This window comes from Paenibacillus sp. SC116 (assembly GCF_024733555.1).
GTDB lineage: Bacteria > Bacillota > Bacilli > Paenibacillales > Paenibacillaceae > Paenibacillus_B.
This window is the reverse complement of sequence record NZ_JANIOF010000004.1, coordinates 312,554-326,206: the sequence shown is the minus strand read 5'-3', so window position 1 is coordinate 326,206 and position 13,653 is coordinate 312,554. Positions and strand designations below refer to the sequence as shown.

Annotated in this window: 12 protein-coding genes, 1 pseudogene and 1 riboswitch; of the genes and pseudogenes, 5 read left to right on the top strand and 8 right to left on the bottom strand. The window is 43.3% G+C overall.

The window, feature by feature from the left end; translation table 11 throughout:
* Window positions 1–93 precede the first annotated feature (93 nt).
* Together NQ117_RS17745 and NQ117_RS17740 are read right to left on the bottom strand one after the other, a co-directional pair.
* Window positions 94–993, bottom strand: coding sequence for a class I SAM-dependent methyltransferase (locus NQ117_RS17745; RefSeq protein WP_258279337.1), 900 nt, complete (start codon window positions 991–993; stop codon window positions 94–96).
* Window positions 948–1,550, bottom strand: a complete 603-nt coding sequence (locus NQ117_RS17740) for a dienelactone hydrolase family protein (RefSeq protein ID WP_258279336.1) — start codon at window positions 1,548–1,550, stop codon at window positions 948–950. Before NQ117_RS17740 ends, NQ117_RS17745 begins: the two co-directional genes overlap by 46 nt.
* Window positions 1,551–1,751: 201 nt before the next feature.
* Here NQ117_RS17740 and NQ117_RS17735 point away from each other — a divergent pair, with 201 nt between their 5' ends.
* The gene (locus NQ117_RS17735; RefSeq protein WP_258279335.1) at window positions 1,752–2,072 is read left to right on the top strand and encodes a hypothetical protein; all 321 of its coding nucleotides are present in this window, start codon (window positions 1,752–1,754) and stop codon (window positions 2,070–2,072) included.
* Window positions 2,073–2,187: 115 nt separating this feature from the next.
* On the opposite strand, the gene NQ117_RS17730 is transcribed toward NQ117_RS17735, so the two are convergent.
* The 3 genes and pseudogenes from NQ117_RS17730 to NQ117_RS17720 form a co-directional block, all read right to left on the bottom strand.
* Window positions 2,188–4,188 (bottom strand): peptidoglycan D,D-transpeptidase FtsI family protein, encoded by a 2,001-nt coding sequence (locus tag NQ117_RS17730; RefSeq protein ID WP_258279334.1) that lies wholly within the window; start codon window positions 4,186–4,188, stop codon window positions 2,188–2,190.
* A gap of 190 nt (window positions 4,189–4,378) precedes the next feature.
* A complete protein-coding gene (locus NQ117_RS17725) occupies window positions 4,379–5,674 on the bottom strand; it encodes an NCS2 family permease (protein WP_258279333.1) in 1,296 nt (431 codons plus the stop codon).
* A gap of 199 nt (window positions 5,675–5,873) precedes the next feature.
* Window positions 5,874–5,975, bottom strand: a riboswitch (purine riboswitch).
* A gap of 87 nt (window positions 5,976–6,062) precedes the next feature.
* A pseudogene (locus NQ117_RS17720) lies at window positions 6,063–6,146 on the bottom strand (histidine phosphatase family protein); the annotation flags it as partial.
* A 122-nt stretch (window positions 6,147–6,268) separates the two neighbouring features.
* On the opposite strand from NQ117_RS17720, the gene NQ117_RS17715 reads away from it, so the two are divergent.
* The 3 genes from NQ117_RS17715 (at window position 6,269) to NQ117_RS17705 (ending at window position 9,447) form a co-directional block, all read left to right on the top strand.
* Window positions 6,269–7,276: a FecCD family ABC transporter permease gene (locus NQ117_RS17715; RefSeq protein WP_258279332.1), complete on the top strand. Its 1,008-nt coding sequence runs from the start codon at window positions 6,269–6,271 to the stop codon at window positions 7,274–7,276.
* Window positions 7,273–8,316 carry a FecCD family ABC transporter permease gene (locus NQ117_RS17710; RefSeq protein WP_258279331.1) on the top strand — a complete coding sequence of 348 codons (1,044 nt, stop codon included), beginning with the start codon at window positions 7,273–7,275 and terminating at the stop codon, window positions 8,314–8,316. Before NQ117_RS17715 ends, NQ117_RS17710 begins: the two co-directional genes overlap by 4 nt.
* Before the next feature lie 117 nt (window positions 8,317–8,433).
* A complete protein-coding gene (locus tag NQ117_RS17705; RefSeq protein ID WP_258279330.1) occupies window positions 8,434–9,447 on the top strand; it encodes an ABC transporter substrate-binding protein in 1,014 nt (337 codons plus the stop codon).
* A gap of 119 nt (window positions 9,448–9,566) precedes the next feature.
* Here NQ117_RS17705 and NQ117_RS17700 read toward each other — a convergent pair whose 3' ends face one another.
* Complete coding sequence (locus NQ117_RS17700) at window positions 9,567–10,418, bottom strand: DUF72 domain-containing protein (RefSeq protein WP_258279329.1); 852 nt, start codon at window positions 10,416–10,418, stop codon at window positions 9,567–9,569.
* Between the two features lie 389 nt (window positions 10,419–10,807).
* Here NQ117_RS17700 and NQ117_RS17695 point away from each other — a divergent pair, with 389 nt between their 5' ends.
* Complete coding sequence (locus NQ117_RS17695; RefSeq protein WP_258279328.1) at window positions 10,808–11,188, top strand: c-type cytochrome; 381 nt, start codon at window positions 10,808–10,810, stop codon at window positions 11,186–11,188.
* 96 nt (window positions 11,189–11,284) lie between these two features.
* Here NQ117_RS17695 and glsA read toward each other — a convergent pair whose 3' ends face one another.
* Window positions 11,285–12,220, bottom strand: a complete 936-nt coding sequence (gene glsA / locus NQ117_RS17690; protein WP_258279327.1) for a glutaminase A — start codon at window positions 12,218–12,220, stop codon at window positions 11,285–11,287.
* A 203-nt stretch (window positions 12,221–12,423) separates the two neighbouring features.
* On the bottom strand, window positions 12,424–13,494 hold the full coding sequence (locus NQ117_RS17685; protein ID WP_258279326.1) for an FUSC family protein: 1,071 nt from the start codon (window positions 13,492–13,494) through the stop codon (window positions 12,424–12,426).
* Window positions 13,495–13,653 lie beyond the last annotated feature (159 nt).

Genomic DNA, 13,653 nt, shown 5'->3' with positions numbered 1-13,653 from the left:
TCCTATTAAGACGCTGTATGAGTGCTGCATAGACACTACGATATCCACATTCCTAATAGCATAAGCTTGTCTTGTATGCTAACTCACAGCTAATTATGGTTTGCTAGCAATAAGAAGAAAACGATGGCAAGTTGTATCTACATAACGTTCCTCAACTAGGCGCTCGTCAAGTTTGCGCAGTTCCTTTTCATATGTAATGACAGAGAAGTCAGGTATTTGCCAACCTGATACAACCTGAAGATAAGCAATTATCGTGCGAATATCATAAAATCTCGTTTTGACCTCAACTTCTATTGCTTCTTCAATCGTTAATCCTGCTTGCTTCAAATTGTTTACAGCCGTATCCAAGTTCCAATCGATAAAGTCCGGGTATGGTGCTCCGAGCCAATCATTAAATTCCAAATCATTGTGCCCACCAGCCTGCTGTGTAACAAATGTTCCGCCCTTCTTTAGCATTCGTGCAACTTCAGAAGCGTCGAATGAATCATGACGGTTTATAATCATCTGAAAGTGCTCAGAAGGAAGCGGAATATGTTCGTCGGCACTAAACGGAACAACGTTTACCCCAAGCGGTCCCAACAACTCTCTTGCCACCTCAACGTTAGGTGCATAACCTTCTGTTGCATATGTACTTGCTGGAAGAGGTGTACATTTGCTAAGGAACTCCCCGCCCCCTGTCCCCATATCCAGCAAACTGTCTACTTGCCGTACCCGAGGCATCACGATATGGGCATAATTCCAAGGCAGAGGAAATTCCTGCATTCCCCCGTATTTTGCTAATGTGCTGAAATCCCAGCCTGTAAAATGATATATAGAATCATCGTTTGTCCAATCGCTTTTCCATCGCTGCATGTCGAATCCCTCCAGTTGAACCACACAATCTCCAGCCTCTACGACAGGCGTACATGCACAATATACACCGATTTGCATCGTTTTGGCTAGCCCGTCTATCCAATCTGTCCTTGATTCATAAAGCGTTCCGATTGTTCCCATGCTAATTCTGCAGATCTTCGGTTGTAAGTTACTGCATGCGGATTCGCAAATCCATGGCTGCCTTCAGGCGCATACACTTGCACAGTAGGATGCTGCTGCAATTTATCTAACAACGTCGGCACATCAAATAAAGATTCTTGCTGACCATATATAAGAAGAGAAGGGCATAATGGAACACTATCCAAGTAATCTCGAATACGTGATCCATAGTACGCAATAACACGATCAATATTTCCTCTGGCGCTGCATCGCCATGCGATCGTCGCTCCTACACTATATCCGACTAAACAGATTCGATTGTAATCATGTCGCATGCTCGAAACCACTTTAAGCACTTCATCTACTGGACGTTCAAAGCCGACATTTTGCATAAAGTATTGGTAAGCTTCTTGTTCCTTATCTGCTTCGAATGGTTCACGATTTAAAAGATTGAGACAAATCACATCTGTCCCAGAATCATGCCATTGTTTGCATACATGCTCCATATGCCGATTGAGGCCATATATTTCATGAAGAACAATGATTAACGTGTTCGACCCTTGTCTGATGGAGAACAATATAATCCCACCTTTTGCCAGTGAATATTATTCACCATCATACTGAATCTATAGTCGAGAATCAAGTTTGTAGTGAATTTTTTCACTATTTCAGGGTGTATTTCCTATTTTTCAAAACCTTTGCAGCTATCGGGGCAAATGAACAACCCTTCCACAAGCATCATCCATATAGTATATCATCACCGAAAAGGAGTTGTTGGTATGTCTTCTCGCCATGATTGTTACCCGCAAGTAAAGCCTATCGTATGTCCACCTATCAAACAAATTAATAACTGTTACCAGCCACAAGTCGTTCCTGTTATCCATCCAGTAGAAATTATTAATAAGGTTCACACTGTGCCAATTCCTAAACACATCTGGACGTACAACGAAACGACAGTAGGCGGTGCAACATTGCCTCCAGGACCAGGATTCCCTAATGGCGGTTTCCCAAATGGTGGCTACCCTGGACCTGGTGTTGGCGGTATCGGAACTGGTTGCAATCCAAATCCATGTTGTGGCTACAGACGTAAACGCAGATAATAGCCTCAAGTGGATGAGCGTTAAGTGATTTACCAACAATACTCGCACTCTCTGTAAGCCACAGAAGAGCAGGATTCTCCTGCCTCTGTGGCTTCTATTCATCTATCATCCTATTTTATTTATTCAATCCATATACGTTATGATACGCATCAAAAATTTGTCTTGCTATCGGGGCAGCACCGTAACTACCATACCCGCCCTCTGGAACGACGACTGCAACCGCCAGCTTTGGCTTATCTATAGGCGCATAAGCAATAAACACTGCATTTTCTACACGCTTGCCACCGTATACGTCCTGCTCAGATGTTCCCGTCTTTCTCGCTACCGTATAAGGTGCGTCTTGGAATCCTTGTGCGCTTACAGCCAACATAGCATCCTCAATAACGTCCCAATGCGCTTCGTCAAATTCAATCGTGCTAAGCACTTCTCTACCGTATCGCTTGACTACTTTATCATTTGCATCTGTTATATGAGATACGAACTGCGGCTTTACCCGCTTGCCGCGATTCGCCAACGTCGCCGTATACTGAGCGAGCTGCAATGCTGTATATTTACCTTGCTGGCCGAAGGAAGCAAAGGCCAATGATGATTGACCAGACTGCCCTTCCTGCATATAATCGCTGATGCCAGGCGACTCTCCAGGGAAACCGCTTCCTGTTGTCTGCCCTAATCCAAATGCTTTCATATAGTCATCCCATATTTTAAGACCTTTTTCTTTGCCATATCTCTTATACAGCGGATCTCCAACCTTCTCAATCATGAATGTATTGGAGGATTTCGTTAAAGCTTCTCGCGTATCTACGACACCATTAGCTTTTCTGCTTGCATTATGAATCGGGGTTTGCCTGCCTTGACGTCCAATATAAGTTACTCCTGTATCAGGATAAGTAGTATTTGGATAAATAAGCCCTTCCTTAAGCCCTATAAGAATCGTTAAGGGCTTCATCGTCGATCCCAAATATAAGAGGGAGGAAGGATGGCGCCAATTCTCCTTCTTGTCCCCATAGTCTTGAGCAACCTCACGTACTGTGCCATTTAAATTATTAGATCCCAACTGTTTAAACTCTTCTTCACTTAACCCATCCTGATAAATATTCGGATCATACTGAGGATGGTTCGCCATAGCAACAATATTGCCCGTTTCCACTTCCATCGCTACGGCATAAGCCGTAATCGCATTAGGTGCATACTCGTACCTATTGGACGAATTCCGAATTTTTTTCAAATGATCAATCATAACTTTCTGCGTATGCTTCTGGATTTCAGGATGAATCGTCATATGAATGTTATGTCCGCGCGCAGGCTTCGTCATTTTCCCTGCACCGATAATCCGATTTTGAGCATCGACCGGATATTCTCGTGCCCCATTCTTTCCTTTCAATGCCCACTCATACATATATTCTAGTCCAGCAACCCCAACCTCTTCACTGGCCAAATAACTATTTTTCGTTCCCTCTTCTACAGCCAGCTTTTCATAATAAGGATAGCGCTTCAGATTATTGGAAATACCCTTATATTTCTTCATATGCCCTACAAGTTGAGGAGCGACTGGAGTCGTATCATACTGCCTTATGTTTTCTTCTACCACTTCCAGCATCGGGAATTCATTTCTATGTTCCATAAAATAAGCTGTCTCTTGCTTAGACAAATTGGTTTTTAATTGCCGGGGGTAGATACCTAATGTTCGCTTGCCCTCAACATCCATCGCATAAATGATTTCCTTCACTTGCATCGGTTTACTTTGCTGAATGCCGCTCTTATCGAAAGCTGTCTTAATTTTTTCGGCTAACTCCATTACTTCTTTATCTTTCTCTGACTTATACGTTTTCTCCATTCGAAAATACAAGGACTGAGTCGGCATCGAATAAGCAATCTCTTTTCCAGCAGCGTCATAAATCGTTCCACGTATCGAGACAAGGTCGAGCGATTTTGTGCCTATCTGAACAGCGGCTTTGCTTAATTCAGGACCTTCTATAAACTGTAAGACAGCGAGTCGAACAATGAGAATTGAAAAGATAAGAAACATAATGAAGAAAAAAATGCTCAATCTAACATTGTTTTTGATGCGCAGAGCTTTAACCCGCTCTTGAGGATCTGGACTGCTTGATAAGTTCATGACGCTCTCCCTTTCCATACCAAAACTCCGTCAAACGATTGCACCCTCATAAAAGAATATTCTACCAGTCTCTTTTTTAAGTATAAACTTGGAAACTTACTCTTTCAATCCTCACCCTTCGCTAGCATAGATAATGAACAAAAACAAAAAAACTGCCCCACCCATCTTTTTTCGATGAATGGAGCAGCTTCTATGCTACATAGCCAATATAAGCGATAAACATAATCGTCAGCACATACATAATCGGATGCACCTCACGGAACTCACCTTTCGCTACTTTAATAACCGTATATAAAATGAAACCAAGAGCGATACCTGTCGCTACTCCAAATGTGAGGGGCATTGCCACAATCGTAATAAATGCTGGAATCACAACATCTAGCTTCTCCCATTTAATGAAGCGGGCTTGCGAAGCCATCATCGCGCCTACAAGAATAAGGGCTGGTGCGGTAACTTCTGTAGTAACGACTGACAACAGTGGCGAGAAGAACAACGCTAAGGTGAATAACCCTGCCACAACAACTGATGTAAATCCAGTACGTCCTCCAGCTGCAATCCCTGCTGACGATTCGATACATGAAGCCGTCGTCGTTGTTCCTACTACAGCGCCAAATAACGAAGCTGTTGAATCCGCAACAAGCGCTTGACCTGCCTTTGGAATTTGGTTGTTTTTCATAAATCCTGCTTGCGTCGAAATCGCAATCAACGTTCCCGCTGTGTCGAAAAAACCTACAAATAAGAACGTAAAGATTACCACTAACAGTTCAGGTGTAAATGTCGCTGACAACTGATTGAATGCCACGCCGAACGTCGGTGCCAAGCTCGGGATAGATCCTACAATTTGCTGAGGCATATCAATAATGCCGAACATCATGCCGACAACGGTTGCAATGACCATTCCGTAGAAAATGCCTCCGTGCACGTTGCGCACAAGCAGAACCACCATAACGATAAAGCCGAACAAGGCCAACAAAGTGGATGGTGAGCCTAAATCGCCAAGTGTTACATAAGTGGCCTCACTGCTTACGATGATGCCTGCATTTTTTAATCCCATAAATGCAACAAAAAATCCGATCCCGCTCGCAATTGCATATTTCAAATCTTCAGGAATGACGTTAATTATTTTTTCGCGAATTTTGATTACACTTAAAATGATAAACAGTACACTCGATACGAGTACACCTGTTAACGCCGTTTGCCATGGAATGCCCATACCAATCACGACAGAATACGTAAAAAACGAGTTCAACCCCATGCTGGAAGCAACGCCTATCGGATAGTTTGACAACACACCCATTAGCAATGAACCGAAAATGGCAGTCAATGCGGTCGCTGTAAATACAGCATCCCTATCCATCCCCGCATCACTTAGAATGAGTGGATTGACAACCAAAATGTAAGCCATGGCCAAAAAAGTTGTCACACCTGCCATGATCTCTTTCCGGTACGTCGTCCCTCGTTGTTCGAACTCAAAAAATGATTTCATGCTGCGCCTCCTGATGATTGCTATTCTACGATCATGCCCCTCGCTACCATTGCTATTCTAAAAAAACGGCACAAAAAAAGCTCTGACCTGTCCATTCCACGACGGGAAGAAGGTCAAAGCTTGATCAACAAGAGATTCAATACAACAATATACACGCTGCCATACAGCCTAACGGTCGTATAACGATCGAGATAAATACGGTTTATCGATATCTCCTTGTAGCCAAGCTTTTTACGGTAGCATTGTAGAAACGTCCGCGCCTTATTCGCGAACTTATACAAGGGACTATTAAAATATATTCCTATAGAATATCAGGATGTTTAACAGGCGTCAACTGTTTATTCAGCCCACAATCTAGTGACTTCAACTAGCTTTTGATCCTGGAATTCCGCTCCGTTAGCCCTCTGGTTCTCTCATTTCCTTCTGTCTTTGGAGAATCTCCGTGCCTTACGAAGTAGATATAAGTTTTCATAGAATAGCTTCCTCATTAATATTGAGAATCAATTTCATTGACAGCAATGATCTGACTTTTTACAATGAGAATGTTATCCATAAATTTTGTTAATTTTTTATTTTTATAAAGGAGAATTTCATATGAGTATTTTGGCAAGTACACGCTCCAAATGGATCGTCCTCCTGCTAGGTATTGCCTTGCTTGGTGCAGCATCCCTATGCAGCCTATTGTTCGGACTGGAGCGGTTTACACTAGCAACACTGTGGAATTCTTTCACAGCCTTTGATAATTCAAGGGAACATCTGCTCATCCAGACCGTACGTGTTCCCGCTACGCTCATTGCGATCACAGTAGGCGCTTCATTTGCGATTGCTGGCGCTATTTTGCAAGCGATGACACGGAATCCATTGGCTGATTCGTCTTTGCTAGGGATCAACTCTGGTTCGTCGATGTTTATCGTCCTAGCCATTAGTGTATTGCAGATCGACATGGGCACACAAGAAGTGATATGGGTATCATTCATAGGAGCTTCCGTCATTGCTATCTTTATAATGGCTATCGGTGCAATAGGATCAGAGGGCAATATGCCCATCCGAATTACGTTGGCAGGTTCTGCTGTAACTGCACTTGCTTCTTCGGTCACATCTGGCGTTATGGTATATGACAACTTTACGATGGATCAAGCGTTATTCTGGCTGACAGGTTCCGTTTCGGGACGCACGATGGCACATTGGATGTCGGTCGCCCCCTATATTGCAATCGGTCTCATAATAGCATTTCTGATGGCTAGCGCCATTAATGTTATGGCAATGGGCAATGATGTTGCCAAAGGACTAGGACAACGCACCTTATTTGTTAAGATCTGCTGCCTATTTACGGTTATCCTGCTTGCCGGCGGCTCAGTCGCTTTGGCTGGCCCTATCGCTTTCATCGGATTGATGATTCCGCATATGTGCCGTTCTCTAGTAGGTCAAGACCATGTTTGGCTATTCCCTTATTGTGCAATCGCCGGCGCAATTCTATTACTAGGGGCGGATACGGTGTCTCGCTTCATCCTTGATGGGGAGTATATGCCTGTAGGGGTTATTACTGCATTTCTTGGCGTACCATTTCTAATTGTAATCGCGAGGAGGAAAATACTGCGATGAAGTATATTACACTGCGTGGAAAGTCTTCCCGCTTCTCATTTCAAATTCATGCTCGCGGGCTAATCATTACAATAATCGCAATGATCTCTTTGTTTGTACTTTCATTGGCCAGCATTTCTTTTGGCAGCATGTACATTCCTATAAAAGATGTATTTTCAGTACTTATATTAGGGGTAGATAATCCTACATATGAAATGGTTGTTATGAACCTGCGTCTTCCTCGACTGCTTATGGCTCTCATGATTGGCGCATCCTTGGGCGTTGCTGGTCTCATGCTGCAGGCGGTCATCCGTAACCCGCTAGCTTCACCAGAATTGTTGGGCGTTAATGGCGGCGGTTCTGCTGCTGCTGTTACATTTATAACTCTAACAAGCGGATCATTAAGCATTCATTGGCTGCCACTCGTAGCTATATCAGGAGCAATGGTTACAGCGATTCTTATTTATTTGTTCGCTTGGAAAGATGGAATATCACCTTATCGACTCATATTGATCGGGTTAGGTATTTCTACAGCTGCGGGTTCAATTACAATGTACATGCTCGTAGCTGGCCCATCCTTCTTAGCTACGCAAATCATTACTTGGATGACAGGTAGTGTGTATGGTCTCTCGATGGACTATGTATGGACACTGCTGCCCTGGTTCGTCGTATTCATGACCTTGTCATTCTTTATGACCCGTCATCTAAATACACAAGTGCTAGGTGATGCAACTGCAAGCAGCGTTGGTCAATCCGTCGAGCGATATCGTCTGCTTATTCTCTTTATTAGTGTTGCACTAGCGGGCTCCGCAGTCGGCATGTCTGGGCCAATTGCCTTCGTCGGCTTAATCGCGCCTCATATTGCAAGGAGTTTAATTGGACCGATGCATGGCTGGTTAATCCCGCTTTCAGCAAGTATTGGCGCCATGCTATTAGTCGGTGCAGATTATATCGGTCGATTGCTGTTTCAACCTACAGAGATACCAGCAGGCGTATTCACGGCAGTGCTTGGAGCTCCATTCTTTATCTATTTGCTGCTTCAGAATCGTAAGCAATTATAAAAGAATTCAAAAAATGATTGACAAACTTCCCCAACTTATTTAATAATGAGTATATAGATAATGATAATCATTATCACTCAAGAGGGACTACATACATCAATCGGAGGGGTTATTAACATGTCTTCAACTCAGTCAAAAAGATCTAAGTTCAAACTTCGTCTTCTGCCTATCATGCTAGCTTGCGTGATTGCATTGATCGCTGCAGGTTGCGGCGCGAAAGACAGCGGCACGGCGACTCCAGCTGCACCTAAAACGAGCACAGAAGCTCCTGCAGCTACAACAGATGAAGTTCGCAAAGTAAAACACGCAATGGGTGAAGCTGAAATTAAAGGCACACCGAAAAACGTTGTTGTTCTTACAAATGAAGCAACTGAAGCTGTATTGGCACTTGGCGTAAAACCTGTTGGTGCAGTTAAATCAGGTTTAGGTGATACATGGTTCCCTCACTTGAAAGATCAATTGGAAGGCGTTACGGAGCTTGGTGAAGAGACCGAGCCTAACTTAGAACTAATCGCAAGCTTGAAACCAGACTTGATTATCGCGAACAAAGTTCGCCATGAGAAAATTTATTCTCAACTACAAGGTATGGCTACAACTGTTGTATCCGAGGATCTTGCAGGCGATTGGAAGCAAAACTTCACTCTTTACGCTGAAGCTTTGAACTTGAAAGAAAAAGGCGCAGAGGAAATGAAGAAATACGATGATCGCGTTGCTGAAGCGAAAACAAAAATCGGCGACAAATTGTCCACAAAAGTATCCATGGTACGCTTCGTACCTGAAAAAGTTCGTATTTACATGAACGATACATTCTCTGGTGTTATTTTGAAAGACTTAGGCTTCGCTCGTCCAGCAGCACAAGATAAAGATGAGTTCATGGAAGTTGTAACGAAAGAGCGTATGGCTGACATGGACGGAGATATCATGTTCTACTTCAACGCTGACTTCACAGAAGAGAAGCTTGGAACAAAACAGCAAGAAGAATGGATGAAAGACCCACTCTTCCAACAGCTAGAAGTTGCGAAGAACAAGAAAACTTTCAAAGTTGATGAAGTCATTTGGAATCTTTCCGGTAATATTATATCCGCTAATTTGCTCGTTGACGAACTCGTCAAATATTCGGAGCAAATGTAGTTAATCAACAACCCTCTGCATGGGATGCCCCCACTCCTTCCGTGCAGAGGGTTGTCTTTTTACTTTGTTAATACTATAAGTGTTATCATACATGCTCACCTCTGTTGACTAGTTCTCAGCTAATCAAATAGCGATATTTGCCTCGGCGCCATCGGCGCTGCCTGCTGCCCTAGCAGCTTCATAAATTGTTTGGCATTACCCGCAGCATGTCCGCCTGAATTGTTGTTAAAAATGACAATGACGTGCTTAGAGTGCTGTTCTAGCTGTCGAACATGCCCTACCCATTCTTGCAGCTCCTCCGCGTTATAATTGTACAGGTAGCGCACTTCTCGCCAATTATCGCTGCTAGCCTCATTTATCCATCCCGCCATATGACGCCCATGCATACGTACCATCGTCATATCAGCATGCGTCCCCTCTATAACCGCAGGAATGGATCCTTCCCCTGCTTGGGGCTCGTCACATACACTGTGAATCCAATTCTCCTCACGCATGAACTCAAGTGTCTTCTCCCGCATATCATCTCGAAACCAACTTTGATGGCGGAACTCCAACGCTATTGGTATTTCACCCATCCACGCACGAGTTCGCCTTAAAATGTCTACATGCTTGCGTTCACACTTAAACCACGGAGGATATTGAAATAGGACACAAGCAAGCTTATTCGTCTCTATCATAGGGGCAATCGCCTGCTTAAATGTGTCAAACATGTGAATATTCGATGTAAATGCGGAATCCATCTTGCGATGACCCGTCATCCCTTGGTAAGCTTTCACTATAAAGTGGAAATTAGAAGGAGTCTGTTCTACCCATCTGTGAACAATTTGTTGCGAAGGTACTGCATAGAAGGTGCTATCGCACTCAACCGCAGCAAAATGTTCATGATACCGACCTAACTTACTAGAGCCTTTCGTCCCTATTGGGTACAACTCATCATGATCGCCCCATCCTGCCAACCCAACACGGATCATTGCCTTTCCTCCCTATAATTTTTGGATTAATTAATATAATCTTTGTCACCATTCATGAAGCTATGATACTATAGATTCGTTGACTTGCTTTTTCCATATTATTGATGAACGGATTCGATTCTCTTTCTATATATGTCACACAATCGATAGTATCAATGATGCTGCAAGTATACGATACAGTGGTCTATTACATCAACGCTTCCCAACTAACAAGCCTACTACCTAGCAATCGCTCTTCTTATCATCTTGTACCGCGAATTCCTAATTCATAATTAGGCGATTCGATTACATACTTATCCAGCATGAATCCATACAACTTAGATGACAAAGCAATTCATTGCGAGACTTTTGAAGTAAGCCTATACAAGCATATCAGGAGGAGAATGTTCATGGTTAATCATCTTAAGAAATGGATTATGGCTTATCTTTTGCTAGCAGCTGTTGCAACCGCTGTCTTCATTATGATGGAGAAGGTTGTCAATCCAGACGAGCCATTGGCTAAAGGCGGCCCGAAAGGACCAGAGATGCCGGCGGTCACATTAGATGCTGCGCAAGCAGAAGCGTTGTACAAGCAAAGCTGCTTGTCTTGTCACGGTGGTAATTTGGAAGGTGGAATCGGTCTACCTCTTAATAAAGTAGGCAGCAAGATGGATACGGAAGCTATTTACAAGCTTATACATGCCGGTAAAGGCAGCATGCCTGCTTTTGAAGGACAATTGAAAGATGAAGAGATTGCACAGTTAGCTGCATGGCTAAGTGAGAAAAAATAAGAATAAAAAAACAGCGGTAGAGCCAACAATGTTGGACTACCGCTGTTTTTTTATGTAGCATATTAATGAAATTTCGCAATTCAATTTCGTATATTTCTAGAAAATACTCCAGTCCCAATCTTTCGATAAATGACGCAGCAATTGTACGCCTGCCACACTGTTTCCTTTACTATTCAATGCAGGCCCAATGATACCGATACCCCATTTTCCAGGAACAACCGACAAAATCCCCCCTGACACACCGCTTTTGGCTGGGAGTCCTACCTCAATCGCAAATTCCCCAGACGCATTATACATACCGCAAGTAACCATAAATGACTTGGCTATTTGTATGTAGCGACGCGGTATAATCTGCTGCTTCGTTACCGGATCTACACCATCAGAAGCGAGTACAAGTGCCATGTGAGCTAACTGCTTGCAGTTTACAACAATCGAACATTGGCGGAAATACACTTCCAACGTTTCTTCTACATCATCTTCCAGCACGCCGTTATCCTTCAAATAATACGCGATGGAACGATTGCGATGAGCCGTTTCCCGTTCTGACTCATATACAGCTTCGTTATAATCCAGCCGATTATCGTGAGCCAATGCTCGAATAAATTGCAGCAGTCTTTCGCTCTTTTCATCTGGCCCATCTCCGTGAATGAGTGAAGCGATCACGATCGCTCCTGCATTAATAAATGGATTAAACGGCTTACCTGGATCAACAAGCTCCAACTTCAGAATGGAGTTAAAGTCATCACCTGTAGGTTCCATACCTACTTTTTGAAATACCGCCTTCTCTCCACTATCCATCAATGCAAGAAGCAGTGAAAATACTTTCGATATACTTTGCATCGTAAAGTGCAAATCCGTATCACCGGATTGAAAAAACTGCCCGTCTGTGCCCCATAATGCAATGCCTAACGCATGCTGCGGTGCTGCTGCCAAACCTGGTATATATTCAGCAACACGACCTTTGTATGCTACTTTCCGGCTTTCCTCCACCGATTCATCTAGACGCTGCTGGTAAAAGCGCTTCGTCTGCATAGTCCTCTTCCTTCCAAGATGATATCATCGCTATGTTGCCTTATTTTAGTTACAATCATCCACGACGCAAAATAAAAAGGATCTCTGCACTGTTCAACGGACAGCAGAGATCTTTGTCAGTAATACAATTCGGTTAACCTTTACATGCCATCCAGAATGAATCAAAGAATCCATAATAGCTTGACGATAAAGTACACACCAACTTAACTATCCTTGCTCTTAAACCAAGTTTTCCACCAATGCGGAATAGGCTTATTCGTCTGAGCCGGCTCCACATGCCCTACGAGACGATCCAAGCGACTAATTTGGAATCCATAACGGTACATCGATGAAGCCACTAGAGCTAAACGCTGCATGCCAGCCTCTTCATCCGAACTATGCTTGATCATGTCATTTAGAAACGCATCCATCTTCAACTGCATTTCTTCGATTTCTGTACTTTCCGGCTTTACTTTGTCCTGCAGCTTAAGATGAACAAATTCATGTCCCTTCATTAACGCTTCCACATGATCATCAAACAGCTTATCGATTGCTTCCGTCCGCGGTGATTGAAAATAATGCTCATCAATCGATTCCAACACATCCAAGCCAATTCTAAGCGTGTGCACGAGTTGTTTATATACAACGAGTTGACGCGTATATCGATATTTAGGCTTATGCAGCTTCTTCGTCTCTTCCTCAAAGAGCTTATATTTATCTGTCAATGTTGATACAGCTTTCTCCAGTTCATCCTTTTCCGCCTTAAACGCTTGCTCCTTCATCTCGTCGGAAATGACGGTACGAAGCAACAACGATAGACGATTAAATACGGATTGAATCTGATTGTTAAACTGCTCTTTTGGACGTGGAGGCATCACAATGACGTTAATTAGGCAAGCACAAGCAATACCAATTAACACTTGTGAGAATCGATCTAGGGCGAACTGCCACTCGCTCGATGCTTCCATCACGGCAATAACCGTAACCAGTGTCAAACCTATCGTTTCTTCCATCTTCATCTTAAGACAAATGACAATAACAACGATGCAAACGACTCCTATGGCAAATGGCTCATTGGAAACGATCATCCCTGCTGACAACGCCAGTATCGCCCCAAGCGTATTTGCTTGCAGCTGCTCACGGAAATGTCGCCAAGAGCGATAAATAGATGGCTGAATGGCAAAAATAGCCGCCACAGCAGCTATGACCGGACTTTGGAAATTCAATAATTGACTAATATACAGTGCTAAGGTAACTGCTATTCCTGTCTTAAGTACGCGTGCTCCCAAATTCACAGCTACCTCCTTTTTAATCGATTCATTTGATGAATAGATAATTACTCGTTGTAGGGTTTGTTGTCTCGCTTGAAAGTGATGGAACCGTACCTTATTGTATACGCCCTCCGCTCTGCAAGCAAGTAGTCAATATGTATGTTCTATATTATATGAAAGATG

Excerpts from the sequence above, each read along its gene's own strand:
- NQ117_RS17745 (WP_258279337.1), bottom strand. The coding sequence starts at position 993 with ATGGGAACAATCGGAACGCTTTATGAATCAAGGACAGATTGGATAGAC.
- NQ117_RS17735 (WP_258279335.1), top strand. The coding sequence starts at position 1,752 with ATGTCTTCTCGCCATGATTGTTACCCGCAAGTAAAGCCTATCGTATGT.
- NQ117_RS17730 (WP_258279334.1), bottom strand. The coding sequence starts at position 4,188 with ATGAACTTATCAAGCAGTCCAGATCCTCAAGAGCGGGTTAAAGCTCTG.
- NQ117_RS17725 (WP_258279333.1), bottom strand. The coding sequence starts at position 5,674 with ATGAAATCATTTTTTGAGTTCGAACAACGAGGGACGACGTACCGGAAA.
- NQ117_RS17715 (WP_258279332.1), top strand. The coding sequence starts at position 6,269 with ATGAGTATTTTGGCAAGTACACGCTCCAAATGGATCGTCCTCCTGCTA.
- NQ117_RS17710 (WP_258279331.1), top strand. The coding sequence starts at position 7,273 with ATGAAGTATATTACACTGCGTGGAAAGTCTTCCCGCTTCTCATTTCAA.
- NQ117_RS17705 (WP_258279330.1), top strand. The coding sequence starts at position 8,434 with ATGTCTTCAACTCAGTCAAAAAGATCTAAGTTCAAACTTCGTCTTCTG.
- NQ117_RS17700 (WP_258279329.1), bottom strand. The coding sequence starts at position 10,418 with ATGATCCGTGTTGGGTTGGCAGGATGGGGCGATCATGATGAGTTGTAC.
- NQ117_RS17695 (WP_258279328.1), top strand. The coding sequence starts at position 10,808 with ATGGTTAATCATCTTAAGAAATGGATTATGGCTTATCTTTTGCTAGCA.
- glsA (WP_258279327.1), bottom strand. The coding sequence starts at position 12,220 with ATGCAGACGAAGCGCTTTTACCAGCAGCGTCTAGATGAATCGGTGGAG.